The sequence below is a fragment of the Pseudomonas sp. NFX183 genome (assembly GCF_047943075.1).
Lineage (GTDB): Bacteria > Pseudomonadota > Gammaproteobacteria > Pseudomonadales > Pseudomonadaceae > Aquipseudomonas.
Genome location: NZ_CP181333.1, coordinates 4,021,768 through 4,047,319 on the forward strand (window position 1 = coordinate 4,021,768; position 25,552 = coordinate 4,047,319).

The following is a 25,552-nucleotide window of genomic DNA, read 5'->3' on the forward strand; positions in this document are numbered from 1 at the left end:
GCGGTCTATCCAGCTGAACGGCCAGTGACGGGGCATGTCACACCTGTAGACGGGCTACTTTCCTACCGGCCTGCAGGAGGAATCAGGATGACGACTTACAATTGGGATTTGATCGAACGTCTGCTGCATGAAGTGCAGAACGGCGAAGGCAGCTTTGCCCCGCGCAAGTATGCCGAGCAGGAAGCTGCCGAGAAGGCCACGGCGGGTGAAGCCACCGGTAACCTGGACACGCTGAAAAAGACCGCTGCAGATTATGAGGCGCTGCTGTTCAAGCGCGGGTTTATTGAGTCACGGCCAGAGGAAGAGGGCGGAAACGGTGAGAACTTCATCCTGACCGCGCGCGGCGCGCAACTGCTGGCGCTGATTGACAGCTCTATCCCCGGCAATGACCACCCGCGTCAGGTGCTCGATGACCAGTCGGATGCGCTGGAGCCGGCGACGTTTGATGAAGTGGCGTCGAAGGCGCAAATTGCCTGACAGGCAATCCGCCGATCAATTGAGCAAGGGGGACTTGTCCCCCTTGCCAACCTCAGTTGGCGGTAGCCTTCAGGCATTTGAGGGCCTTGAAATCGCTGCGTACGCCATCAATTTTTTGCGTCAGTTTCATGCGCTGCTGCGGCGTACTTTCCGCCATCAGGTCGACAATCAGATTGCGCGCCGCCGTTTCCGTCCGCGCATAGGCAGCCTTGTATTCCGGGGTCCACAGACTTTCGCGATCCACCAATAATTGCTGCATCTTCTGCGGGAAGTCTGCGCTTTTGCGCTGCTGCACCGCGGCGATGAATTGCGCCTGCCAGCGGGCGCGGTTGCCGATCCATTCCTGATTCTGTTCGCCCAAAGCGATAGACCAGGCCGTCACACGGTTCTGCTGGCTGGCACTGAGCGGGCCAATCCAGGCGTCCAGGCGTTTGCTCATGCGTTGCGCGCGCTCCTTGATCTGCTGCGCCAGGGGCGGCTTGAGGTATTCGTCCTGGCGCTTGCGCAGGTCTTTGGCCAGGGCGTCGCTCATTTCCTTGACCTGCTGGTCATCCAGCCCTTGCAGCAATTGGATGGCTGACGGCGTTATTTCCCGCGCCACCTCGGCTATCGCCTGTTTGGCCTCGACGGTACGGGTTTGCAGTGCGGCGTCGGTAACCTGATTGTTGTCGACCATCTGTTGCAGGCGATCAAGCCAGTCCAGGTAGCCCGGCAATTGAGTGGTGCAATGCCAGGCCAGGTGGTCCTTGAGTGTGTCGTTGAACCAGCTCTTCTGCCCGGCGTTCATGTCCAGGTAGTCGTTGAGGGTCCAGGGGATAATGACGTCCAGATTGCGGTAGGCCAGGCCCACGCGATTGCAGCCGGCGAGCACCAGGCTCAGGGTCAGCAATACCACCAGTAATTTAAGCCGACGCAGCATGGGCGAGTCCTTGCGCAGAGAGGGTTAATGCATGTGAACCTGAGCGAGGTGCGACAGTTCAGCCCGTCAATAAAACGACCGCGCCGCCTTCAAGGTCAACAGGCCGTCGCATTGCGAATTGTGTCCGGAGTAGGCTGAGCAATCGCCACCGCTGAGGCTGGAATCGCTGTAGATCAGGTCCAGGTCGATGCCTTTCCACGCACGGGAGAACTGCACCGACCAATCGCTGAAGCTGCTGATCGAGCCGCCTTCCACCGAGGCAGGGGTGCCCAACTGATGGGTGGTGTACTTCACGCTGACGCCGATGCCGAAAGGCTGCGTGCCGCCGAGGTCGGCAAACAACGTGCTGTCCTGGCGATCAGGGTCGTTGCTGAAGGAGACGCCGAAGCGATTGCCCAGCAGGTTCAGGCCGCCGTAGAACTCCTGGCTGTCCAGAGGGCTGAGCTTGGGGTAGCTGTAGTGAATCAAGCCGACTTCATAGCCCAGCGTTTTGTCGAAGGGACGTTTGAAACCCAGGTAGGAATCGACTTCAAGGTTATTGGCCGACGACAGCCCCATATTCGGTGAGAACTGGCCGATATACAGGCCGCTGTCATGGCTCAGGTCCAGCCCGCCGTGAAATGAGTCGCTGCCGGGGGCAGTCGGCTTTACCAGGCCTTGGGCCATGCTGCGGCTTGGCGTCGTGCCCAGTTTCAGGTCGAAATCGCCCAGTTCACGCTGGAAAACCTGCGCTTGCGCTAAAGGGGTTGCCGCAAGGGCAGTTATCAGAAAAAAGCAGGGCTTGAGCATGCTTCACTCCATGAAAAGCGAGGAGCAGTGACAGAGGAAATCGGGCAGATGCCCGTACTAGACGTGTGCAAGCATACCGGCGAACGCCTGAAGGTGAGGCCCGTTCGTCGATTAGCGCACAGCAGGGTGATACACAGAGGGTATTTCGAGCTCTAGTCCTGGCGCCTTGAGGGCAAGACGCTTAGGGACTAGGTGCAACGCGGGCGGATGTTGCGCGGGTTTTACTTTTTGCCCAGGCTGATTTGCTTGGACGGGCCGAAAGTCTGGCCGCTGACGCCCTTGGCAATTTGCTGGATTTCGCCGCCGGACTTGAGGAACGCAGCAATCTGGCTGTTGATCGATTCGCTGGTTTCAACGGCTGGAGCTGGCTTTGCTTTGCTGTTGGATGCTTTTACGCGCATGGCGGCCACTAACCTGTAGAAAATTAACTTGGCCAGGCATCGTACAGGAAATACTTGACAATTGCTTGGCAAATATCCCCTGGGAATTGTTGGGTCAGGCGGTAATTATCGAAGTTTGTCGATGAAATAGTCGCCTAACTTACTGTTTTAATTCGAAACCACTTGAGGGATCAGTGCCTGGCTGGCGGCAAAATTCAAGGATCTGATCTGACGAGTGGGGCGGTGCCACTGGAACGCCACGCCAGCCCGCGATTTTTCAGGTGCGCGCGCGTGCCGGGCGCAACTCGGGTAGAATGCCGCCCACGTAACGAGGGTATTTGGAAATGGCTTTAGTCGGGCGCTACAACAGCTTGCAAGTGGTAAAACACACTAACTTTGGTTTGTACCTGGACGGTGCGCAAGATGGCGAAATCCTCTTGCCCAATCGGTATATCCCGAAAGATATTCCCAGTGAAGATGAAGACTGGCTTAACGTTTTCATTTACTTGGACAGCGACGACAAACTTATCGCAACGACTGAAAAGCCGAAAGTTCAAGTCGGCGAATTCGCCAGTTTGAAAGTCGTCGAAGTCAACAGCATCGGTGTATTCCTCGATTGGGGTTTGCCCAAGGATCTGTTACTGCCGTATTCAGAAGAAAAACGTCAGCTGACCGCCGGCGAATACTGCGTGGTGCACGTCTACCTCGACAAGCACACCAAGCGCATCACCGCCACCGCGCGGCTGGATCGCTACCTGGACAAGACACCGGCCAACTACCAGGTGGGCCAGGAAGTCGACTTGCTGGTGGCCGAAGCCACCGACATGGGCTTCAAGGCAATCATCAACAACAAGCACTGGGGCCTTATCCACAAAAACGAAGTGTTCAAGTTCCTGCGCCCGGGCAAGGAAGAGAAAGGCTTCATCAAAGAGATTCGCGCCGATGGCAACATCAGCCTGAGCCTGCAGCCGGTTGGGCAGGAAGCGGCCTCCAGCCTGAACTCGAAGATTCTTGCCAAGTTGCGTGAAAACAACGGCACTCTGCCGGTCAGCGACAAAAGCGACCCGGCGGTGATCAGCAACTTGTTCGGCGTCAGCAAAGGCAACTTTAAAAAGGCCATTGGTGCGCTCTACAAGCAAGGTCAGATTGTGATTCACGCGGATCGCATTGAACTAAGCTGAGTGCGCTTTGTTCTTCTGTAGGAGCCGGCTCGCCGGCGACGAGGCCAGTGGTTTTGTGGTGTCCTGAGGGAGGCCAGCACTGGCAAGCCAGCTCCAGCAGAGGTCGCTTCAATGTCCAAGAAAACCCTGTTCGCTTACCTCGGCACCTTGCTTGCGTTTCTGGTGCTCGACGGCCTCTGGCTCGGCGTCCTCATGGGCCCGACCTACAAATCCCTGCTTGGCTCGCTGATGCTCGATCAGCCGCGCCTGTTCCCCGCCGTGGTGTTCTACCTGCTGTATGCCATCGGGTGTGTGGTGTTTGTGGTCCTGCCGAGCGGCAGTTGGCAGCGCGCAGCGCGGTTGGGAGCCCTGCTTGGTCTGGTGGCCTACGGCACGTATGACCTGAGCAATTGGGCGACGCTGCAGGGCTGGTCCGCTGAATTGGCGCTCATGGATATGGCTTGGGGTACCGTCCTGACTGCTATTTGCTGCACGGTTGGGTACCTGTGTGCACATCGGGTGCAACGCTGATTGTGTACAGGATCCACGTGCACCGTTGCTGAGCGCAGCCCCATCCTTTAGCGCTTCCTAAATCCCTTTGGAGCACCGTTCCAGAGGGATTGTGTGCCATTGGCACGCATTCTGCTGAACACCTCGTATACAAACCAGGCCGCCTCCCGTATGCACACCGTTACGGCAGCGCAGGCCGGTATTTCGAGGAGCCAAGCGATGACCGAACAATTGCCCAAAGGCTATAGCCCGCGCCTGTACAACCAGGACCTGGGTCCGCTGCCGCAAAAGTGGACCTGGTACAACATCTTCGCCTTTTGGATGAGTGACGTGCACAGCGTCGGCGGCTACGTGTTTGCCGCCAGCTTGTTCGCGCTTGGGCTGGCCAGTTGGCAGGTGCTGATCGCCTTGCTGGCGGGTATTTGTATCGTGCAGTTGATTGCCAACCTTGTCGCCAAGCCGAGCCAGCAAGCGGCGGTGCCGTATCCGGTCATCTGCCGGCTGGCCTTTGGCGTGTTCGGAGCAAATATTCCGGCGGTGATTCGCGGCCTGATCGCGGTGGCCTGGTACGGGATTCAAACGTATCTGGCCTCGAGTGCCCTGATCATCGTGGTGCTGCGTTTTTTCCCGCAGATGGCGGTATATGCAGAGCCGCATTTTGCAGGCCTGTCCTACTTGGGCTGGTTCAGTTTCCTCACCTTATGGGTATTGCAAGCCGCCGTATTCTGGGCTGGGATGGAATCCATCCGGCGCTTTATCGACTGGGCGGGGCCGGTGGTCTACGCGGTGATGTTTGCCCTGGCCGGCTGGATTGTGTGGAAGGCCGGCTGGGCGAATATCAGCTTTACCCTGGCGGAAAAATCCCTCTCGGGCTGGCAGACTTTTGGGCAGGTGGTCGTGGCGACGGCGCTGGTGGTGTCCTATTTCTCCGGGCCAACGCTGAATTTCGGCGATTTCAGCCGCTACTGCCGCAGCATGCACGACGTGCGTCGCGGTAATTTCTGGGGGCTGCCGGTGAATTTCCTGGCGTTCTCACTGGTCACCGTCGTTATCGTTTCGGGCACCTTGCCGGTGTTTGGCGAAATGCTGCATGACCCGATTGCCACCGTTTCGCGTATCGACAACAGCATGGCCGTGCTGCTCGGCGCGTTTGCCTTCGTGACCGCCACCATCGGCATCAATATCGTCGCCAACTTCGTCTCGCCGGCGTTTGATTTTGCCAACGTCGCGCCGAGCAAAATCAGCTGGCGCGCCGGTGGGATGATTGCGGCGGTGGCGTCGATCTTCATCACCCCGTGGAACCTGTTCAACAACCCGCTGATGATTCACTACACGCTGGACATCCTCGCGGCGTGTATCGGGCCGTTGTTCGGCATCCTGTTGGTGGACTTCTACCTGATCAAAAAACAGAAGATCGATGTGGACGCGTTGTTCGATGACAGCCCCAGCGGGCGCTATTACTTCGACGGCGGCGTGAACTGGACCGCGGTCAAAGCCTTGGTGCCCGCGACGCTGGCGGGCGTTGCGATCACCTTCACCCCGGCGTTGCAGGGCATGGCCAACTTCGCCTGGTTTACCGGGTGCTTGCTGGGTGGGCTGTTTTTCCTGGTGCTGACGCGCCGAGAACAGGTTCGCGTACCGGCGCCACTGGTGGCTGGCTGAGTGAGACAGTAGGGCGCAGCAGCAGCGCGCCGGCCACCAGCAGGCCTGCGCCGGCAATCCCCAGAGCCGGTTGCAGGCCGCCACTCAGGTGGCTGCTCACCGAGGCCAGCAGCGGGCCGCTCAATTGACCGATGGCGAAGCTGGCGGTCAGCAGCCCGGTGCTGCGCTGATAGCCGTGGGGCGCGACCTCACGCAGGCGTTGCATCACCAGCATCATGCACGCCAGGAACGGCGCACCACACAGCAAAACGCCCAGCGCCAGGCCCCAGCCATTGCCCAGCAAGCAGGCAAACACGCCGGTCGCTTGCAGCCACAAGGTGGTCATCAGCCAGCGGCGGGTGGTGTGCGTGTTATTGCGGCGCAAGCTCACCCCGACCACGCCAACGGCAGCCGCCAGACCAAAGCATGGCCAGAACAGATCCGCCTGCCAGGCGCCGTTGAATTGCGCGCTGGCCATCTGCGACAGAAAGGTCGCCGGGATGATGTAGCCCAGACCGTACAGAAAGTAGATCCAGCACAGGTGCGCAATGCTTTGATTGCTGCCTGCACTGGCAGTGTGTGCGACGGCGGGCATCGGCTGAGGCAAGAACGGCCGGATTGCCAGCAGCATGACCAACGCCACCACGCCATACACCAGCCACAGCGAGGCCGAACTTTGTCCCAGCAGGTTCGAGCCCAAAGCCAGTAGACCGGTGAGCAAAATCCCCAGCCCTGGCCCGGCGAATACCAGGGCTCCCAAGCGTGGACGGCCGGCGGCAATTGCCAGCGGTTGGCTCAAACTGGTGATCATCACCAACGCCCAGGCACTCGCGACACCCGTGCCGAAGCGCAGCAGCAGGTGCGGCCAAAACCCTTGCGCCCAATACGACGCCAGCGTCAGCAGTACGCACAGCCACAACCCGCCGTACATCCGCCCCCGCACGTGGTGGTGGCTGCGGGCGAAGATCGAATCCACCGCGCCAACAAAATAGCCCAGGTAATTGGCGGCAGCGATCAGGCCTGCGCCGGTCAGGTCGATCTGCCCTTCGCTCAGCAGATGCGGCATTTGTGGTGTGAGGGCGAAGCGTCCAATGCCCATGGCCATCATCAGGGCGACAAAGCTGGCGAGTAAGCGAATCAGCGGCGACATGTTCTGGTTTCCTGCAAGCACGCGAAGACCTTCAGGCTAAAGCGAATTGACTTTCTGTAAAAATGAATAATAGTGAGTAACTTGTTCAGTTTTGGAGAAAGGTATGGAGTTCAGTCAATTGCGGATTTTCCAGGCCGTGGCAGAAGAGGGCTCCATCACCCGCGCGGCTGAGCGCCTGCACCGTGTGCCGTCGAACCTGTCGACACGGCTCAAGCAAATGGAAGAGCAACTGGGCGTGGAACTGTTTGTGCGCGAGCGTCAACGCTTGCAGCTTTCTCCCGCCGGCAAAGTGCTGCTGGACTACAGCACCCGTCTGATCGCGCTGCACGATGAAGCCCACGGCGCCGTCCAGGGCGGGCAACCGGCCGGCGATTTTGTGTTGGGCAGCATGTACAGCACTGCCGCGATTCATTTGCCGAGGTTGTTGGCGCGCTATCACAAGGCTTATCCGATGGTAAACCTGCAGGTGCAGTCGGCGCCCAGCGGTGAACTGTTGGAAGGCTTGATCACTGGGCGTCTGGATGCGGCATTGGTCGATGGCCCGCTGACCATCGCCACCTTGGACGGTGTGCCACTGTGCGAAGAGCGCCTGGTGTTGATCTGCGAGGCTGATCACCCGCCCGTGCGTGGGCCGCAGGATGTAGCGGGGCGCTCGGTGTTCACCTTTCGCCGCAGTTGCGCGTACCGCACGCGGCTGGAGACCTGGTTTTCCCACGAGCGCGTGGCCATGGGCCGGGCGATCGAGATTGAGTCCTATCAGGGTATGCTCGCCTGCGTGATTGCCGGTTCCGGTGTGGCATTGATGTCTGAATCCATGCTGGAAAGCCTGCCAGGCAAGGACAGCGTGTCCGTTCATCCCCTGACGGGGCCTTTTGCTACTGCAACGACCTGGCTGATGTGGCGAAAGGGTATGCTCGGCGCTAACCTCAATGCATGGATTGACCTGCAGCAGGAAGGCAAAGCCGAGTTATTGCAGGACACGCGCGCGATTGCTTGAACGATCCGTCAGGATTTGAATCAATTCAGTAATAGTTCGTTGTGGTTTCGTTCAAGCATTACGTAGGACTTAGTACTACTATCACTGTAGGAAAAGGCGACAAAACTCGCGCCGACCCGCATTACCCGCAAAGGGGGCAACCATGAAAGAGAAAATCCAAAACTGGCTCCATGACGTTGGCGTCGCGCTCGGACTGATCGAGCCTCCGCTGCAACCGGTGCCGATTCGCACGGATGACGAGCAGCGCCGGCCCCGTCGCAGATAAGCCCGGGTTCCAACAGGATTCAACAGGTGGGAGCGAGCTTGCTCGCGAAGGCGGTCTGTCAGTCAACGCAAATGTTGGCTGATACACCACCTTCGTAAGCAAGCTCGCTCCCACAGTTGTGTGTGGCAGGCAAAAAAACGGGTGCGACATCCGACGTCGCACCCGCTGAAGAAACCGCTCTGATGCCTGTGCTGCCTTAAATTGCCCTGGCCGCCGCAGCCTGCGGGCGCCGCGACAACAGACTCACGCCTACAAAACTCACCAATCCAACCGCCAGGCTGTAGTAGATCGGCGTGTTCGCGTCCAAGCCATCCTTGAACATGAACACCAGTGCCGTCACAAAGCCCAGGGCCATGGACGCGATCGCCCCCGAGGTCGTCGCCCGCTTCCAGAAAATCGCCCCCATCAGCGGGATCAGCATGCCACCCACCAACAAGTTGTAGGCGAGGGTCAGGGCGCTGATCACATCGTTGACCACCAGGGCGATACCCAGCACGGCAATGCCCGTCAGCATCGTGAACAAGCGGTTGATGTTCAGGCTCGATTGCTTGCCACCGCGCAAACGCGGCAGCAGGTCTTCGGTCAATACGGTGGAGGCGGCAAGCAAGCCGGCGCTGGCGGTGGACATCATCGCGGCCAGTGCGGCGGCGATCACCAGCCCGCGAATGCCGTCAGGCAACGACGCTTTGACGATCGCGGCGAAGGCATTGTTGACGTTATCCAGATTCGGCAACAGCACATGAGCAGCCATGCCGATCAGCGCGCAGGCCAGGCCGTAGAGGATGCAGTAGAAGCCGGCGAAGGTGCCTGCGTACTGCGCGACCTTTTCGTCACGGGCAGTGAACACCCGTTGCCAGATGTCCTGACCGATGAGGATGCCGAAAAAGTAGATCATGAAGTAGGTGATGATCGTGTCCCAGCCGATTTCGGTGAAGCTGAAGTTCGACGCCGGCAGCTTGGCCACCAGTTGGTCCCAGCCGCCGACGCGGTACAGGCAGATCGGCAGCAGGATAAACATCAGGCCGACGGTCTTGATCACAAATTGCACAATGTCGGTAAGCGTCAGCGACCACATGCCGCCGATGGTCGAATACACCACCACCACGCCACCGCCCAGCAGCACCGAGACCCAGAACGGCAGGCCGAACAGCACTTGCAGCACGGTGCCGATGGCCAGAATCGAGGTCACCCCAATCATCAACGCGTAGGCAAGCATGATCACCGCGCTCGCTTGGCGGGCCATGGGGTTGTAGCGTTTTTCCAGGACCTGGGTGACGGTGAAGATCTTAAGCTTGAGCAGCGGTTTGGCCAGGAACAGGTTCAACGCGATGATCCCGGCCCCCAGCGCAGCACACAGCCAGAAGCCCGAGATGCCATGCACATAACCCAGGCGCACGGTGCCGACGGTGGATGCACCGCCCAATACCGTGGCGGCCATGGTGCCCATGTACAGCGACGGGCCCAGATTGCGGCCGGCCACCAGGTAGTCTTCGTGGGTCTTGGCGCGGCGCATGCCGTAATAGCCGAGCACGAGCATGCCGGCGGCGTAGATGAGTACGACGAATAAATCCAAAGCCATGACGGCGGGTCTCCGATTATTTTTTTAGGCTATTGAGGCGCTTTTTGTGGCGAGGGAGCTTGCTCCCGTTAGGCTGCGAAGCGGCCCCTGGGGGCCATAAACAGCCGCTGGTTCCGGGAACAGGCGAAGCAAACTCAGGTACACCACCGAGGCCAGCCCCAGCGTCACCGGCAGGCTGATATCGATGCCGTCGGCCAGGTTGCCCAGCGGCCCGACAAACTGCCCTGGCAAATTGACGAAGCACAAACCTACCAGCGCACTCGGGATCCAGGCCCCCAGCCCGCGCCAGTTCCAGCCATGGCTGAACCAGTAGCGCCCGCCGGTTTCACCGCGAGTGAATACCTGCAAGTCGTCCGGGCAGTAGAAGCCGCGGCGCACAATCAGGCCGATGATCATCATCACCATCCAGGGCGTGGTGCAGGTGATGATCAGCACGGCGAAAGTCGACACGCTCTGCACCAGGTTGGCGGCGAAACGTCCGATAAAGATGAAGGCAATCGACATCACGCCGATCAGCAACGTGGCCTTGACCCGTGACAGCAGGCGCGGAAACACGCTGGACATGTCCAGGCCGGTGCCATACAGCGAGGTGGTGCCAGTGGACATGCCGCCGATCACCGCGATCAGGCACACCGGCAGGAAAAACCAGGTGGGCGCCACCGCCAGCAAACCGCCGACGTAGTTGTTCGCCGCAATGTAGTCCGGTGCCTTGATCGCCACGATGGTCGCGGTGGCCAGGCCGAACAGAAACGGGATCAACGTAGCGATCTGAGCCAGCACGACCGCCAGCATGATGCGTATTTTCGGCGTCTCACGCGGGATGTAGCGCGACCAGTCACCGAGGAATGCACCGAAGGAAATCGGATTGCTCATGGCTACCAGCGCAGCGCCGATGAAGGCCGCCCAAAAGCCGGTCTGGCCGAGCCCGAAGGTGCCGGCGAAGTGGCTGTCGAAGGCTGGCGCAAACGCGAAGATGCCCAGCAGGAACAGCAGGCTCGCCGCCCACACCGCGATGCGGTTGACCCACAGCATGAAGCGAAAGCCATAGATGCACACGGTGAGCACAAGCAGGGCGAACAGGCCGTAGGCCAGGCCCAGCGTCAGGTCGGTTTCCGGCAGGCCGATCAGCCGTTTCGCACCGCCGACCAACGCATCGCCTGAACTCCACACCGACAGTGAGAAGAAGGCAATCGCCGTCAGCAGCGACAGAAACGAGCCGACAATCCGCCCGTGCACACCAAAGTGCGCACCGGACGACACGGCATTGTTGGTGCCATTGATCGGCCCGAACAGGCCCATCGGCGCCAGGATCACCGCGCCCACCAGCACGCCCAGCACAATCGCCCAGACGCCGGCCTGGAACGACAAGCCGAACAGCACCGGAAACGAGCCCAGCACGGCGGTGGCAAAGGTGTTGGCACCGCCAAAGATCAGTCGGAACAGATCCTTGGGCCCGGCAGTACGTTCGTGGTCCGGGATCTGTTCGACCCCGTTGGTTTCTATCGTTCGAATACTTTTATCGTTGTTTTTATTATTCATGATCAGCTCCGATCACATTGGCTAAGGGGGCGGCAGCCCTTCCGGCATAGCGGACAAATGTTCGTGACAGGCCAGCCACAGGCCTTGTTTTTGTTGTGTGCCAGACCCTTGTCGTGTGAAGACAATGGTCTCGCGCTCCTGGCTAAAAAATTGCTCCCCGTTCATGCGCAGCTCGGTGGCCACGTCATGCATAAAAATCGCCACGTCACCTTGCAGGCTGACAAAGGCGTTGCTTGAAGTGCAGGACAGCACCTCAAACCCCTCGTCCTGGCGCCAGCTGTCCCACAACGCCTGGTAGGCATCGCGGCTGAGCAGCGGCTGGGGGAGGGTGTAGAACACGAAGCTGGCATCGGCCGTGAACGCGCCGAAGTAGGCGGCGCGGTCATTGCGCGCGAAGGCCGAGACCAGGTCGGCCGCGGCCTGCAGCACCTCGTGCGTGCTCATCAGCGATGCGCCACGCCGGGCAGTACGCAGAGCATCTCGTACAGCAGGTTGGCGCCAAGCAGCGAGGTGTTGCCGGTGGTGTCGTAAGGCGGCGAAACTTCTACCAGATCGCAACCAATCAGGTCGAGGCCCTGGCAACCACGGATGATCTCGATCGCCTGGATGGTGGTCAGCCCGCCGATTTCCGGCGTGCCGGTGCCCGGTGCCCAGGCTGGGTCGATGCCGTCGATGTCGAAGCTCAAATACACCGGGCCGCCGCCGACTTTTTCACGCACTTCGGCCATCAATGGCGCGAGCGAGTGGTGCCAGCATTCTTCAGCCTGAACCACGCGGAAGCCCTGTTTGCGGCTCCAGTTGAAGTCTTCGGCGGTGTAGCCCTGGGCGCGCAGGCCGATTTGTACGACGCGATCGCAATCGAGCAAGCCTTCTTCCACCGCGCGGCGGAAGGTGGTGCCGTGGGCGATTTTCTCGCCGAACATGTGATCGTTGACGTCGGCGTGGGCATCGATGTGCACCAGCCCGACCTTGCCGTGTTTCTTGTGGATCGCCCGCAGGATCGGCAGGGTGATGGTGTGGTCGCCGCCCAGGGTCATCGGGATCACGTTGTGCTCGAGGATCTCATCGTAGGCTTCTTCGATGATGCGCACAGCGTCCAGCAGGTTGAAGGTGTTGATCGCCACGTCGCCGATGTCGGCAACCGACAGGGAGTCGAACGGTGCGGCGCCGGTGGCCATGTTGTAAGGGCGGATCATCACCGATTCGGCGCGGATTTCCCGCGGCCCGAAACGGGTGCCGGCGCGCAGCGAAGTGCCGATGTCCAGGGGCACGCCGACAAAGGCGGCATCCAGGCCTTTGGCCGTTTGCAGGTGGGGAAGTCGCATCATGGTGGCGATGCCGGCGAAGCGCGGCATTTCGTTGCCGCCCAGTGGTTGGTGAAAAATCTTGTCCACGGGATTGCCTCATCGTTGTTTTGTTTATTAGGGGCCGATTCTGCGAAAAGCCCAGGGCGGGAAGAATCGGCAAGGGCAAATACTTAGTTCAGATATTTCTAAACTAATGCCTGAGGTAAACTCACCGGCCTGTGTTGGGCGCAACCGATCCTTTCTGTCGAGCCCCGGCCCAGTGTGGGAGCTGGCTTGCCTGCGATAGCGGAGGGTCAGCCACATAGCTTTTTTTGATACGCCGCCATCGCAGGCAAGCCAGCTCCCACAATGGGATCGCGTGCATTCGCTGAATCTGGAGAACCCATGGCCAACGCCTTGCCCGACCTGAAACTCCTGCGCATCTTCGTCAGCGTCGTGCGCCACCAGGGGTTTGCCAACGCCCAGCACGAACTCAACCTGTCGACGTCGGCCATCAGCACTTATATGAGCCAGCTGGAGTCGGCGTTGGGCCTGGTGCTGTGCCATCGCGGGCGCGGCGGGTTCAGCCTGACCAGCAAGGGCGAGCTGTTCCATCAGGAAACCCTGCGCCTCCTGGGCGAATTGGAAGGCTTCGAGCAATACGCTGCAGCGCTCAAAGGCGAGTTGCGCGGCACACTGAAGCTGGGCGTGCTCGACTCCACCGTCAGCGACAAGGCGCTGCCGTTCGCTGAGGTGATCGGCGCCTACAGCCAGGAACACCCGGCCGTGCATTTGCACCTGTCGGTGATGAGCCCTTACGAACTGCAACTGGGTGTGCAGGACAATCGTCTGGATTTGGCCATTGGCGCCTTTTCCAACCGCATGAGCGGGCTGATCTACATGCCGCTGTACCGCGAGCAACACTGGTTGTATTGCAGTACCCGCCATCCGTTGTTCAACGAACGGCGCATCCCCGAACAAGTGATCACCCAACAGCGCATGGTCGGGCGCGGCTACTGGAGCCAGGCTGAACTGGCGCGCCATGGCTTCAAACACAGCGCGGCAACGGTGGAAAGTATGGAAGCTCAGTTGATTCTGGTGCTGTCCGGCGCCTACATCGGCTACCTGCCCGAGCATTACGCCCAGGCCTGGGCCGACAAGGGCGACCTGCGCGTATTGTTGCCGGCGACCTTCGGCTATCAGGCGCCATTTTCGATGATCATGCGCCGGGGCCGTAGCCGCGAGCCGCTGATCCAGACCTTCCGCGATTTACTCAAAGCACAGCTCAACCAGGCCTGAAACCATGTCCCGACCCCAATGCTCCCGCTGCCTGCGGCCTGTCACCCATTGCCTGTGCGCGCTGATCCCCAGCCTCGACAGCCGCACCCGCGTGTTGCTGTTGCAGCACCCGAGTGAGGTCAACCATGCGCTCAATACCGCGCGGCTGGCAGCGTTGGGGTTGAACAATGCGCAATTGGTGGTGGGCGAGGTGTTTGAGGATTTGCCGACCTTATTGAACCCGCCCGGCTACCAGGCGCGGTTGTTGTTTCCCGCTGAGGATGCGCAGCCGTTGCAGGCCTATACACGGAGTGACGAACCCATGCTGCTGGTGGTGCCTGACGGTACCTGGCGCAAGGCGCGCAAATTGTTGCACCTCAATCCGTTACTGGCGGCCTTGCCTCGAGTGACCCTGGCCGAGGGTGCGGTGTCCCGCTACCGGCTGCGCAAGGCGCCCGGGCCAGGTGCGTTGTCGACGGTGGAGGCGATTGTGCAGGCATTGCAGGTGCTGGAGGCGCCGGCGTCTTTTGATGCATTGCTCAAACCGTTTGAGGCGCTTATTGAGGGGCAGATTGCTGCGATGGGAGAAGAGGTGTTTCGTAAAAATCATGGCGACGGGCAGTTGGGGTAGCCGGTTCACCGAGGTGCGGCCTTCGCAGGCAAGCCAGCTCCCACATTGACCCCGGATACCTGTGGGAGCGGGCTTGCCCGCGATAGCGCCCTTACAGGCCACACACCACTCGCTTATTCCTATAAGCCATAAGCACCATACTTTGCGTGATATGGCCCGCCAGCCTTTCCCGGTATGATGTTCGCCCCCGCAGTCTGGATTGCGAATACGCCATGACCTTGCAGTACCCTACAATCGCCGATTGCGTCGGCAACACGCCCCTGGTCCGCTTGCAACGCATGGCGGGTGAAACCAGCAATACCCTGTTGCTCAAGCTCGAAGGAAACAACCCGGCCGGGTCCGTCAAGGACCGCCCGGCGCTGTCGATGATTGCCCGCGCTGAACTGCGCGGGCAGATCAAGCCCGGCGACACCCTGATCGAAGCCACCTCGGGTAACACCGGCATCGCCCTGGCCATGGCCGCGGCCATCAAGGGTTACCAGATGGTATTGATCATGCCCGACAACGGCAGCGCCGAACGCAAGGCGGCAATGACCGCCTACGGCGCCCAGCTGATCCTGGTCACTCAGGAAGAAGGCATGGAAGGCGCCCGCGACCTCGCCGAGCGCATGGCTGCCGAAGGCCGTGGCGTGGTGCTCGACCAATTTGCCAACGGTGATAACCCGGAGGCGCACTACACCACCACCGGTCCGGAAATCTGGCGTCAGACCCAGGGCACCATCACCCATTTCGTCAGCTCGATGGGCACCACCGGCACCATCATGGGCAACTCGCGCTACCTCAAGGAGCAGAACCCGGCGATCCAGATCGTTGGCCTGCAGCCGATGGAAGGCGCGGCTATCCCCGGCATTCGCCGTTGGCCAGAAGAGTACCTGCCGAAGATCTACAACGCGACGCGTGTGGACCGCATCATCGATATGGCCCAGCGCGAAGCTGAAGACACCACCCGCCGCCTGGCGCGTGAAGAAGGCATTTTCTGCGGCGTGTCCTCCGGTGGCGCCGTGGCCGGTATGTTGCGTTTGTCCAAGGAAGTGGAAAACGCAGTGATCGTCGCGATCATCTGTGACCGAGGCGACCGTTACTTGTCGACCGGCATTTTCGACGAACCCAACTGATGGCCAAGCACGAGAGAGGCCTGCGCTTTCAACCGACGGGCGGCAGCCGGGCCCCGCAAATTCCGGTAGGCAAGAAGCAGCGCCTGACCATCGAGCGCCTGGCCAACGACGGCCGCGGCATTGTGTTCTTTGAAGGCCGCACCTGGTTTGTAAATGGCGCGCTCGCCGGCGAAGAGGTCGAAGCACGGGTATTGGGCGCCCACGGCAAAGTGGTCGAGGCCCGCACCGAGCGCGTGTTCACGGCCAGCGAACTGCGCCGTCCGGCACCCTGCGCCCATTTTGGCCGCTGCGGCGGTTGCAGCGTGCAGCACTTGCCCCACGCCGAACAACTTGCCCTGAAACAGCGCATGCTCGCCGAACAACTGTCTCGCGTCGCCGATGTCGAACCGCAGGTGTGGGCCGAACCTTTGAGTGGCCCGGAGTTCGGCTACCGCCGACGCGCCCGCGTGGCGGTACGCTGGGATGCCAAGGCGAAAAAACTTGAAGTGGGTTTTCGCGCGGTGGCCAGCCAGGACATCGTCGCCATCGATGATTGCCCCGTGCTGGTACAAGCCTTGCAACCGATCATGCAGCGTTTGCCGAACATGCTGCGCCGCCTGAGCAAACCGCAGGCGCTGGGGCATGTGGAGTTGTTCAGCGGCTCGTCGATTGCCGTGCTGCTGCGGCATATGGCGCCGTTGTCCGAGGCAGACCTGCTGATCCTGCAGGAATTTTGCACCTTCCATGACGCGCAGTTGTGGCTGCATGGCGAGGGCCAGCCGGAGCCGGTCGAGACGGATTCGGCGTTGGGTTATCGGTTGGAACAATGGGATTTGGAGTTGGCTTATCGGCCCGGGGATTTTGTGCAGGTCAACGCCGGCGTCAACGCCGCGATGGTCGCCCAGGCCCTGGAATGGCTGGCGCCACAGCCCGACGAGCGGGTACTGGATTTGTTCTGCGGGCTGGGCAACTTCGCTTTGCCACTGGCCCGGCAAGTGCGTGAAGTGGTCGCGGTAGAAGGCGTGCAGACCATGGTGGAGCGGGCGGCGCAGAATGCCGTCAGCAACAATTTGCATAATGTGCAGTTTTTTCAGGCCGATTTATCCCAGCCTTTGACTGACGCGGAGTGGGCCAAACAGGGCTTTTCTGCGGTACTCTTGGACCCACCCCGTGATGGTGCCCTGGAGGTTGTGCGCAAGCTCGCGACCCTTAAGGCCAAGCGTCTGGTGTATGTGTCCTGCAACCCGGCCACGCTGGCGCGGGACACGGTTGAGTTGGTCAAGCAGGGCTACCGGCTAAAACGTGCCGGGATCCTCGACATGTTTCCGCAAACCGCGCATGTCGAGGCCATGGCGTTATTTGAAGCGGGCTAGGATGCCCGTTTAATCCGACTGGCCTGCATTCTCCAAGGCCGTGACCTGCCAGGGAGTGTGTGTAAGCTTTATTCAGGTAAAGCAGGTCAGCGATGATTTTTGGCGCATTAAAGGTGCGTCGTAGGGAAGGTAAGCAAGATGGTACAGGTGAGAGCACACCAGCCGATCAACACCGACGGCAGTATCAATCTCGAGGCATGGCTGGATCATGCCGTCAGTGTCGACCCGGCACTGGACCGTGAAGCCTTGAAAGCAGCCTGCGAGTTCGCTCGTGAGTCTGAACAACAAGACAATGCGGCCAAAAACCTCTGGGCGGAGGGCACGTCAAGCTTTCGCACCGGGTTGGAAATCGCCGAAATCCTCGCCGATCTCAAGCTCGACCAGGATTCGCTGATCGCCGCCGTGCTCTATCGCGGCGTGCGTGAAGGGCACATCCCGTTGCCGACGGTCAGCCAGCGTTTCGGCGCGGTCGTGGCCAAACTGATCGACGGCGTGCTGCGCATGGCGGCTATCAGTGCCAGCCTCAGCCCGCGCCAGTCGATGGTGCTGGGCACCCAGGGCCAGGTCGAGAACCTGCGCAAAATGCTGGTGGCGATGGTCGACGACGTACGCGTTGCGCTGATCAAGCTGGCTGAACGCACCTGCGCGATCCGTGCGGTGAAGACCGCCGACGACGAAAAGCGCAACCGGGTGGCCCGCGAAGTCTTCGACATCTACGCGCCGCTGGCGCATCGCTTGGGCATCGGCCATATCAAGTGGGAGCTGGAGGACTTGTCCTTTCGCTACCTCGAGCCCGATCAATACAAACAGATTGCGACGCTGCTGCATGAGCGGCGGCTCGACCGTGAGCGCTTTATCACCGACGTGATGGGCCAGCTGCGTTCCGAGTTGCAGGCCACCGGCGTTGACGCCGATATCAGCGGCCGCGCCAAACACATCTATTCGATCTGGCGCAAAATGCAGCGCAAGGGCCTGGCCTTCAGCCAGATCTACGACGTGCGCGCCGTGCGCGTGCTGGTGCCGGAAATGCGCGACTGCTACACCGCGCTGGGTATCGTCCACACCTTGTGGCGGCACATTCCCAAGGAGTTCGACGACTACATCGCCAACCCCAAGGAAAACGGCTATCGCTCGCTGCACACTGCGGTGATCGGCCCTGAGGGCAAGGTGCTGGAGGTGCAGATCCGCACCCACGCCATGCACGAAGAGGCTGAACTTGGGGTGTGCGCGCACTGGCGCTACAAGGGCACCGACGTCAAGGCCGGGTCCAACCAGTACGAAGAGAAAATCTCCTGGCTGCGCCAAGTGCTCGAGTGGCACGAAGAACTCGGCGACATCGGCGGCCTTGCCGAACAGCTGCGGGTGGATATCGAGCCCGACCGCGTTTATATCTTCACCCCCGACGGCCACGCCATCGACTTGCCCAAGGGCGCCACGCCCCTGGACTTTGCCTACCGCGTGCACACCGAAATCGGTCACAACTGCCGGGGCGCCAAGATCAACGGGCGCATCGTGCCGCTCAACTACAGCCTGCAGACCGGTGAACAGGTCGAGATCATCACCAGCAAGCACGGTACGCCGAGCCGCGACTGGCTGAACCCGAACCTGGGCTACATCACCACATCGCGGGCACGGGCGAAGATCGTCCACTGGTTCAAATTGCAGGCGCGCGACCAGAACGTCGCGGCCGGTAAAACCTTGCTCGAACGCGAGCTGGCGCGTCTGGGCCTGCCGCAGGTGGACTTCGACAAGTTGGCCGAAAAAGCCAACATGAAGATTGCCGAGGACATGTTCGCAGCCCTTGGCGCCGGCGACTTGCGCCTGGCGCAACTGGTCAACCTGGCGCAGCAACTGGTCGAGCCAGAGCGCGGCAGCGAGCAGCTGGAGCTGATCCCGCGCAAAGCCACCGGCTACAAACCGGGCAAGCGCGGCGATATCCAGATTCAGGGCGTGGGCAACCTGATGACGCAAATGGCCGGCTGCTGCCAGCCGTTGCCGGGCGACGCGATCGTCGGTTACATCACCCAGGGCCGTGGCGTAAGCATTCACCGCCAGGATTGCGCCTCGGTGCTGCAACTGGGCGGGCGCGAGCCGGAGCGGATCATCCAGGTCAGCTGGGGCCCGGTGCCGGTGCTCACTTACCCGGTGGACATCATCATTCGCGCCTACGACCGTTCCGGCTTGCTGCGTGACGTGTCGCAAGTGCTGCTCAATGAGCGGATCAACGTGCTGGCGGTCAATACCCGCTCGAACAAAGAGGACAACACGGCGCTGATGTCCCTGACCATCGAGATTCCGGGCCTGGACGCGTTGGGTCGGTTGCTGGGGCGGATTTCCCAGTTGCCGAACATCATTGAGACGCGGCGTAATCGCACACCATGAGCAGCTGGATGAGCGCGGACTGAAAATGTGGGGCAGTTTTATGTGGGAGCTGGCTTGCCTGCGATAGCATCGCCTGGGTCTGCCAGCTACATCCCGTCGCCTGCATCGCAGGCAAGCCAGCTCCCACTGAACGCGGACAGAGATTGACTGATGTATTCACTTGAAGACCTGCTGCACCTGATGAACCGCCTGCGAGACCCAAAGTACGGGTGCCCGTGGGACATCAAGCAAACCTACGCAACCATCGTCCCGCACACCCTGGAAGAAGCCTACGAAGTCGCTGATGCCATCGAGCGCGGCGACTTTGATCACCTGCAAGGCGAACTGGGCGACCTGTTGTTTCAGGTGGTGTATTACAGCCAGTTGGCGAAGGAAGAAGGGCGCTTTGAATTTGCCGGGGTGATCGACAGCATCACCCGCAAGTTGATTCGCCGCCATCCTCACGTATTCCCCACGGGTGACCTGTATGCGCCGCTGGATATTCCTCAGCTGAGCGAAGAGCAGGTCAAGGAGCGTTGGGAGCAGATCAAGGCTGAGGAGCGCGCGGAAAAGTCCGACGCGCCACTGCAGCTGTCCCTGCTCGATGACGTGCCCACGGCGTTGCCGTCGCTGTCACGCGCCGCCAAATTGCAAAAGCGCGCCAGCCAGGTCGGCTTCGACTGGCCCGCCGCCTTGCCGGTGGTGGACAACGTGCGCGAAGAGCTGGATGAAGTGCTCGAAGCCATGGCCGATAACGACCCGGTGGCGATTGCCGATGAAGTCGGTGACCTGCTGTTTGCAGCGGTCAACCTGGCCCGGCATCTGAAGGTTGACCCGGAAGCTGCGTTGCGTGGCGCCAATGCCAAGTTCGAACGACGTTTCCGATTTATCGAACAGGCATTGCGCGATACGCATCAATCCATAGAAGATTGCACCCTCGAAGAGTTGGACGCCCTGTGGGGTGAGGCCAAACGCCAGGAAAAGAATCTGTCCAGCTGCGGTTAAGCAGTTGCCTAAGTGAGTAAGCACCATGAGCCTTTCCCTTCGCGACCAGTTGCTTAAAGCAGGTCTGGTCAACCAAAAGCAGGCCAAGCAGGTCGGCAAAGAGAAACAGAAGCAGCAGCGCCTGGTCCACAAGGGCCAAGCCGAAGTGGACGACACCCAGGCACGCCTGGCCGCCGAGGCGCACGCCGAGAAGGTCAAGCGCGACCAGGAGCTGAACCGCCAGCAGCAGGAAAAAGCCGAGGCCAAGGCCCGTACGGCCCAGGTCAAACAATTGATCGAGACCTCGCGCCTGCCCAAGCTGACCACCGAGGACTACTACAACTTCGTGGATGACAAGAAGGTCAAGCGCCTGTCGGTCAACACGCTGATGCGCAACAAGCTGAGCAACGGCTCCCTGGCAATCGTGCACCATGGCGGCGGTTACGAGGTGATCCCGCGTGAGGCGGCGCTGAAGATTCAGGAGCGTGCGCCGGAGCGTATCGTGCAGCTCAATATCCTCACCGAAAGCCAGGTGCCGGATGAGGATGATCCATACGCCGCGTACCAGATCCCGGATGACTTGATGTGGTAAGGCGTTAAAACAATCGGGCGTGCCAGGCGCGCCCAACGCCAAAGCCTATAAACACAAACCCCGCTCAAAAGGCGGGGTTTGTGTTTATAGGCACCCTGGCTGCGTGGGGCTGGGGGCCTAGCGGATTTCAGTATTCAGGAGCTTTGTGCCTGGCGTTTCATCTCTAGAGATTCGAGCTCGTTTTTATAATTGTGGGCTTCGTTCTCGTTGTGGAACATGCCGACCAGTTGGTCTTGTTGATGGACATCCCAGATGTGAATCCCATGGCCCAGTGCTTCGTGAGACATGTGTGCATCGTCGCGTTCAGTTACTTTTACAGTCATCTGCTTGCTCCAATCTCTGGTTGATCTGCGGCAAGTCGTCGCAGGCCTCTTTTATATGTTTTGTTAGCTTGCTAAGTAAACCGATTTTGCACGCAACAATTCATTGCACAAACTGCAACTGTCCCGCAGGCCCCGTAATCCGCGACATTGCGTCGCAGGGGGCTGAGTTTTATGACAAAAGTTTCATGTTCTTCTTGGTCTTTAGCCTTGTTCTGCCCGCTCCAACGCCATCGCAGGCAAGCCAGCGCCCACCGTTGAAATGCATTCCAGTGTGGGAGCTGGCTTGCCTGCGATAGCGGTAGAGGCTCCAACACACAACCTGCAGGCGAAAAAAAGCCCCGCATTCAGCGAGGCTCGTTTTTCAGCCCATCAGCCGATCAGCTCCCTTTGACAGCCTTGCCGTCAACGGTGCCGTCCAGCAGCATGATGTTGTATTCCTTGCCGTCGGTTTCCACCTGACGCAGGGCAACCAGAATGCCGCCCCAGTCCTTGGCAAACCACATCTGGGTGATGCGCTTGCTCTGGGAGGGGTCGCGCACGCGCTCAACCTTGATCGCATCGATGGCGCCGGCTTTGGTCTGGACCTTTTCCGGGCCGATCACGCGAAAGTCATAAGTATCGACGTCGGTGCCTTCGACCACGCGGTAGCTCATGCTTTTTTTGCCGGCGGCGACGTCGCGCTGCAGGGCAAGCTGATAAGTCGATTTGTCGAGCATGCCACTTTCGAGCGTGACGTTGACCGGGTCCTTGTTTTCGAAACCGGTGACCTTGTTGGCCGCGTGGTCGAAATCCAGGTTGATCTTCTTCGCCTTGCCCAGGCCGCCGCGTTCGAAGCTGTAGCTCTTGGGTTGCAGTGCGTCCTTGTCGAACAGGATCACGCTGGTTTCGGTGAGGCTGGCGATCATCATGGAAGCCTTGAAGTTCAAGGTCCAGGTGCCATTGTCATTCTTGGTCAGGCTGCGTTCGGCCGAACCACTCATGGGCAACTGTTTCCAGTCGGCGGTGTAGCTGGCGGAGAAAGGGTGAAGGTCTGCTGCTTGCACGGCAGGCAAGGCGAACAGCGCAAAAGCGAAGAGCAAGGCGCGACGCATAAAATCTCCTAGGTTCGAATCAAGTGGCCGCTGGCCGCAAGTAATTGGCCGTCCAATAATGCACCGTGATCGCCAAGAATCAACCGCCCCTCGGCAAACCAGCGAACAGCCAGCGGGTAAATCCTGTGTTCCTGGGTGTGAACCCGTTGCGCAAGTGTCTGCGCTGAATCTGCAGACTCTACCGGAACCACTGCCTGTACGACCAGAGGGCCGCCATCGAGTTCCTCGGTCACAAAGTGCACGCTGCAGCCGTGCTCGCTGTCGCCAGCCTCAAGCGCACGCTGGTGCGTGTGCATGCCTTTGTACTTGGGGAGCAGGGAAGGGTGGATATTGAGCAGGCGCCCTTCGTAGTGCCGCACGAAATTGGCGCTCAGAATGCGCATGAAGCCGGCGAGGACCACGAGTTTGGGGTTGAAGGCGTCGATCAGTTCGATCAAGGCGCTGTCGAAGGCCTCGCGGCCTTCGAAAGCCTTGTGATCCAGGGAGCGGGTTTCAATGCCCGCGTCCCTGGCGCGCTGCAGGCCGTAGGCGTCGCTGCGATTGGAGATCACCGCAGCGATGCGCACCGGGCTGTCGCCGGTGCGCGTGCTGTCGATCAGGGCCTGCAAGTTACTGCCGGTGCCGGAAAGCAGCACCACGACATCACAGGTCTGAGACATCAATGAGCCTTGAGGTTCTTCAGTTCAACCTGAGCTGCGCCTTCCGGGGCAGTCGCGATTTGGCCGATGACCCATGGCTGCTCGCCCGCTTCACGCAGAACGTTCAGCGCCGCTTCAACATGCTCTTGAGCCACGCAGATGACCATGCCGACGCCGCAGTTCAGCACGCGGTGCATCTCGGTCTCGTTGACGTTGCCTTTCTCTTGCAGCCAGTCGAATACCGCAGGACGCTGCCAGCTGGCCACGTCGACGATCGCCTGGGCGCCTTTTGGCAGAACGCGTGGGATGTTGTCCAGCAGGCCGCCGCCAGTGATGTGGGCCATGGCTTTGACGGCGCCAGTGTCCTTGATCAGCTTGAGCAGTGGTTTGACGTAGATGCGTGTCGGCGCCATCAGCAGGTCGGTCAGCGGCTTGCCGTCGAGTTGGATGTTCTCGATGTCGGCGCCGGACACTTCGATGATCTTGCGGATCAGCGAGTAACCGTTGGAGTGCGGGCCCGAGGATGGCAGCGCGAGCAGGGCGTCACCGGCAGCGACTTTGGAGCCGTCGATGATTTCGGATTTTTCGACAACGCCGACGCAGAAACCGGCCAGGTCGTAGTCTTCGCCTTCGTACATGCCTGGCATTTCAGCGGTTTCGCCGCCGACCAGGGAGCAACCCGACAGTTCGCAGCCCGCGCCAATGCCGGTCACGACCTGGGTCGCGGTCTCGACGTTGAGCTTGCCGGTGGCGTAGTAGTCGAGGAAGAACAGTGGCTCGGCGCCGCACACCACCAGGTCGTTGACGCACATGGCAACCAGGTCGATGCCGATGCTGTCGTGCTTGTTCAGGTTCAAGGCCAGGCGCAGCTTGGTGCCCACGCCGTCGGTGCCGGAGACCAGCACAGGCTGCTTGTAGCCGGCCGGGATTTCGCAGAGGGCGCCAAAACCGCCCAGGCCGCCCATGACTTCGGGGCGCGCAGTGCGCTTGGCGACGCTCTTGATGCGTTCGACCAATGCTTCACCGGCGTCGATGTCTACACCGGCGTCCTTGTAGCTCAGGGAGGGTTGCTTGCTCATGATCCAGGCCTTTAGGGGGGATTTCTGGGTAACGACCGAGCTGGCGAAGGCTTTCGTGAAGAGGCCCAGCCGTTGACGGTCTGCGAAGGCGCGCGATTTTATCAGGCTTGAGGGGCAGCGGCCATCCTCGGGCCGACGGGCAGGGCCATAAAGGTTAAAAAGCGCGGTTAAAAAATTGCTAATCGTCTCTGTGGTGGCGCGTATTAAGGTATAGCCTTTAACCCGCTATCGTTATGACAGTACGAAAACTTACCGCGACCCTGTGAATGTTTTACCGGCTGCTGTGGTCACAGCCTGGCAAGCCGGGTTCACGCGGTCTGTTCCAGCCGCTAAATTTGTCGTTCGGGAATCTTCCATGCGTCTGTGTAAATTCTTCTTTGTAGGCTGCTTGTCGTTGGTCAGCCTGGCGAGTCATGCCGAAACCCTCAATGGCCTGTATCAAGTGCTTGAACCGGTCAGCAGCCAGTCGCCCCAAGAGCGCGACCAAGCGACCCAGCGAGCCGTGCAAACCCTGGTGATCCGCCTGACCGGCGACGCCAAGGCCGCCGAAGGCCCGGGCCTGGCGGCAATTCGCAAAGATCCGCAGCAAATCATCAGCCAATATGGCTACGACGCTGGCCCACCCGAGAGCCTGCAGGTGGATTTCGACCCGGTGAGCACCGATCGCGCCCTGCGTGCAGCGGGCCTGTCGATCTGGGGCAGTAATCGGCCGTCGATTCTCGGCTGGTGGCTGAACGACTCCACCGAAGGCAGCAGCCTGGTGGGTGATGGTCAAGCCGTTGCCGGTGCCCTGCGCCGTGCGGCGCAACACCGGGGTTTGCCGTTGCGCCTGCCGTTGGGTGATCTGGATGAACAGGTCGTCGCCACTGCGCCGAATCTGGAAAGCGCCGATGCCACGCCACTGCGTGCAGCCTCCGAGCGCTACGGTGCCGACGCGTTGCTCGCGGTGCACGCCCGTCAGGAAGGCAACCAGTGGCAGGCCAAATGGCGCCTGTGGCTGGGCGACAAGACTGAGCAGGGCACCGCCCAGGGCGCCGACACCGCTGCCGTGGCCGACGCCGTATTGCTCGCTGTCAGCCAAAAGCTGGCGCCACGTTTTGCGGTCAAGCCCGGCGTGAGCAGTGAGCAATTGCTCGAAGTGCAGGGCATGAACCTGGAACGCTACGCTGCACTGGGCCATCTGCTCGAACCTTTTGGTGGTCAGCCGCAGTTGGTCGACGGCACTCGCATTGTGTACCGCGTCAACGGCAGTGCTGATCAGTTGCGTACTCAGTTGAGCCTGGCCAAGTTGCAGGAAGTGCCTGCGGGCGAAGCTGCTGTTCAGCCGCCGGTGGCAGAGGGTGCCCAGGCACCCGCAGCACCTGAACCTCAGGCTCAGCTGCGTTTTCGGTGGTAAGTGTTCTTCCTCTATAGATA

The 25,552-nt window shown here is 60.4% G+C and carries 26 protein-coding genes; 14 read left to right on the forward strand and 12 right to left on the reverse strand.

Going from position 1 to position 25,552, the window contains the following annotated elements:
• Window positions 1-87 precede the first annotated feature (87 nt).
• Window positions 88-477: a transcriptional regulator gene (locus ACM530_RS18795; protein WP_145158993.1), complete on the forward strand. Its 390-nt coding sequence runs from the start codon at window positions 88-90 to the stop codon at window positions 475-477.
• Window positions 478-529: 52 nt separating this feature from the next.
• Here ACM530_RS18795 and ACM530_RS18800 read toward each other — a convergent pair whose 3' ends face one another.
• From ACM530_RS18800 to ACM530_RS18810, 3 genes are all read right to left on the reverse strand, one after another.
• Window positions 530-1,396, reverse strand: coding sequence for a DUF6279 family lipoprotein (locus ACM530_RS18800; RefSeq protein ID WP_416362882.1), 867 nt, complete (start codon window positions 1,394-1,396; stop codon window positions 530-532).
• Between the two features lie 66 nt (window positions 1,397-1,462).
• Entirely contained in the window at window positions 1,463-2,185 is a 723-nt protein-coding gene (locus ACM530_RS18805; protein WP_145158989.1) for a TorF family putative porin, read from the reverse strand.
• A gap of 221 nt (window positions 2,186-2,406) precedes the next feature.
• Window positions 2,407-2,586, reverse strand: a complete 180-nt coding sequence (locus ACM530_RS18810; protein WP_003193095.1) for a hypothetical protein — start codon at window positions 2,584-2,586, stop codon at window positions 2,407-2,409.
• 323 nt (window positions 2,587-2,909) lie between these two features.
• Here ACM530_RS18810 and ACM530_RS18815 point away from each other — a divergent pair, with 323 nt between their 5' ends.
• From ACM530_RS18815 to ACM530_RS18825, 3 genes are all read left to right on the forward strand, one after another.
• The gene (locus ACM530_RS18815) at window positions 2,910-3,746 is read left to right on the forward strand and encodes a S1 RNA-binding domain-containing protein (RefSeq protein ID WP_017134857.1); all 837 of its coding nucleotides are present in this window, start codon (window positions 2,910-2,912) and stop codon (window positions 3,744-3,746) included.
• 111 nt (window positions 3,747-3,857) lie between these two features.
• Window positions 3,858-4,256: a DUF2177 family protein gene (locus ACM530_RS18820; RefSeq protein WP_242195716.1), complete on the forward strand. Its 399-nt coding sequence runs from the start codon at window positions 3,858-3,860 to the stop codon at window positions 4,254-4,256.
• A gap of 198 nt (window positions 4,257-4,454) precedes the next feature.
• Window positions 4,455-5,897: an NCS1 family nucleobase:cation symporter-1 gene (locus tag ACM530_RS18825; protein WP_416362883.1), complete on the forward strand. Its 1,443-nt coding sequence runs from the start codon at window positions 4,455-4,457 to the stop codon at window positions 5,895-5,897.
• On the opposite strand, the gene ACM530_RS18830 is transcribed toward ACM530_RS18825, so the two are convergent.
• Entirely contained in the window at window positions 5,809-7,026 is a 1,218-nt protein-coding gene (locus ACM530_RS18830; protein WP_416362884.1) for an MFS transporter, read from the reverse strand. The genes ACM530_RS18825 and ACM530_RS18830 overlap by 89 nt on opposite strands.
• A gap of 103 nt (window positions 7,027-7,129) precedes the next feature.
• On the opposite strand from ACM530_RS18830, the gene ptrR reads away from it, so the two are divergent.
• On the forward strand, window positions 7,130-8,023 hold the full coding sequence (ptrR, locus tag ACM530_RS18835; RefSeq protein ID WP_119742222.1) for a putrescine utilization regulator PtrR: 894 nt from the start codon (window positions 7,130-7,132) through the stop codon (window positions 8,021-8,023).
• 142 nt (window positions 8,024-8,165) lie between these two features.
• Window positions 8,166-8,288, forward strand: a complete 123-nt coding sequence (locus tag ACM530_RS18840; protein WP_256347311.1) for a PA1414 family protein — start codon at window positions 8,166-8,168, stop codon at window positions 8,286-8,288.
• Window positions 8,289-8,484: 196 nt separating this feature from the next.
• Here ACM530_RS18840 and ACM530_RS18845 read toward each other — a convergent pair whose 3' ends face one another.
• From ACM530_RS18845 to speB, 4 genes are read right to left on the reverse strand one after another with little or no spacing between them, the layout of a single operon-like run.
• A complete protein-coding gene (locus ACM530_RS18845) occupies window positions 8,485-9,867 on the reverse strand; it encodes a sodium:solute symporter (protein WP_106576395.1) in 1,383 nt (460 codons plus the stop codon).
• A gap of 24 nt (window positions 9,868-9,891) precedes the next feature.
• A complete protein-coding gene (locus tag ACM530_RS18850) occupies window positions 9,892-11,406 on the reverse strand; it encodes a purine-cytosine permease family protein (protein ID WP_416362885.1) in 1,515 nt (504 codons plus the stop codon).
• A gap of 21 nt (window positions 11,407-11,427) precedes the next feature.
• Entirely contained in the window at window positions 11,428-11,850 is a 423-nt protein-coding gene (locus tag ACM530_RS18855) for a YybH family protein (RefSeq protein WP_404484108.1), read from the reverse strand.
• Window positions 11,850-12,800: an agmatinase gene (gene speB, locus ACM530_RS18860; protein WP_064453522.1), complete on the reverse strand. Its 951-nt coding sequence runs from the start codon at window positions 12,798-12,800 to the stop codon at window positions 11,850-11,852. Before speB ends, ACM530_RS18855 begins: the two co-directional genes overlap by 1 nt.
• 297 nt (window positions 12,801-13,097) lie before the next feature.
• On the opposite strand from speB, the gene ACM530_RS18865 reads away from it, so the two are divergent.
• The 7 genes from ACM530_RS18865 to ACM530_RS18895 all read left to right on the forward strand — a co-directional run bounded on the left by ACM530_RS18865 (window position 13,098) and on the right by ACM530_RS18895 (window position 21,005).
• Entirely contained in the window at window positions 13,098-13,991 is an 894-nt protein-coding gene (locus ACM530_RS18865; protein ID WP_049712094.1) for a LysR family transcriptional regulator, read from the forward strand.
• A gap of 4 nt (window positions 13,992-13,995) precedes the next feature.
• On the forward strand, window positions 13,996-14,601 hold the full coding sequence (locus ACM530_RS18870; protein WP_416362886.1) for a tRNA-uridine aminocarboxypropyltransferase: 606 nt from the start codon (window positions 13,996-13,998) through the stop codon (window positions 14,599-14,601).
• A 212-nt stretch (window positions 14,602-14,813) separates the two neighbouring features.
• Entirely contained in the window at window positions 14,814-15,716 is a 903-nt protein-coding gene (cysM, locus tag ACM530_RS18875; RefSeq protein WP_416362887.1) for a cysteine synthase CysM, read from the forward strand.
• Window positions 15,716-17,068, forward strand: a complete 1,353-nt coding sequence (rlmD, locus tag ACM530_RS18880) for a 23S rRNA (uracil(1939)-C(5))-methyltransferase RlmD (RefSeq protein WP_416362888.1) — start codon at window positions 15,716-15,718, stop codon at window positions 17,066-17,068. Before cysM ends, rlmD begins: the two co-directional genes overlap by 1 nt.
• A gap of 138 nt (window positions 17,069-17,206) precedes the next feature.
• Complete coding sequence (relA, locus tag ACM530_RS18885) at window positions 17,207-19,450, forward strand: GTP diphosphokinase (RefSeq protein ID WP_017134872.1); 2,244 nt, start codon at window positions 17,207-17,209, stop codon at window positions 19,448-19,450.
• Between the two features lie 150 nt (window positions 19,451-19,600).
• Window positions 19,601-20,434 carry a nucleoside triphosphate pyrophosphohydrolase gene (gene mazG / locus ACM530_RS18890; RefSeq protein WP_262208308.1) on the forward strand — a complete coding sequence of 278 codons (834 nt, stop codon included), beginning with the start codon at window positions 19,601-19,603 and terminating at the stop codon, window positions 20,432-20,434.
• A 25-nt stretch (window positions 20,435-20,459) separates the two neighbouring features.
• Window positions 20,460-21,005 (forward strand): DUF2058 domain-containing protein, encoded by a 546-nt coding sequence (locus tag ACM530_RS18895; RefSeq protein WP_014719402.1) that lies wholly within the window; start codon window positions 20,460-20,462, stop codon window positions 21,003-21,005.
• 134 nt (window positions 21,006-21,139) lie between these two features.
• On the opposite strand, the gene ACM530_RS18900 is transcribed toward ACM530_RS18895, so the two are convergent.
• From ACM530_RS18900 to purM, 4 genes are all read right to left on the reverse strand, one after another.
• Window positions 21,140-21,328: a hypothetical protein gene (locus ACM530_RS18900; protein WP_145158967.1), complete on the reverse strand. Its 189-nt coding sequence runs from the start codon at window positions 21,326-21,328 to the stop codon at window positions 21,140-21,142.
• Window positions 21,329-21,705: 377 nt separating this feature from the next.
• Window positions 21,706-22,419 (reverse strand): DUF3108 domain-containing protein, encoded by a 714-nt coding sequence (locus ACM530_RS18905; RefSeq protein ID WP_106576404.1) that lies wholly within the window; start codon window positions 22,417-22,419, stop codon window positions 21,706-21,708.
• A gap of 8 nt (window positions 22,420-22,427) precedes the next feature.
• Window positions 22,428-23,078 carry a phosphoribosylglycinamide formyltransferase gene (purN, locus tag ACM530_RS18910; protein WP_145158965.1) on the reverse strand — a complete coding sequence of 217 codons (651 nt, stop codon included), beginning with the start codon at window positions 23,076-23,078 and terminating at the stop codon, window positions 22,428-22,430.
• A complete protein-coding gene (purM, locus tag ACM530_RS18915; RefSeq protein ID WP_145158963.1) occupies window positions 23,078-24,136 on the reverse strand; it encodes a phosphoribosylformylglycinamidine cyclo-ligase in 1,059 nt (352 codons plus the stop codon). Before purM ends, purN begins: the two co-directional genes overlap by 1 nt.
• 355 nt (window positions 24,137-24,491) lie before the next feature.
• On the opposite strand from purM, the gene ACM530_RS18920 reads away from it, so the two are divergent.
• Window positions 24,492-25,532 carry a DUF2066 domain-containing protein gene (locus tag ACM530_RS18920; RefSeq protein WP_106576406.1) on the forward strand — a complete coding sequence of 347 codons (1,041 nt, stop codon included), beginning with the start codon at window positions 24,492-24,494 and terminating at the stop codon, window positions 25,530-25,532.
• Window positions 25,533-25,552: the final 20 nt, after the last annotated feature.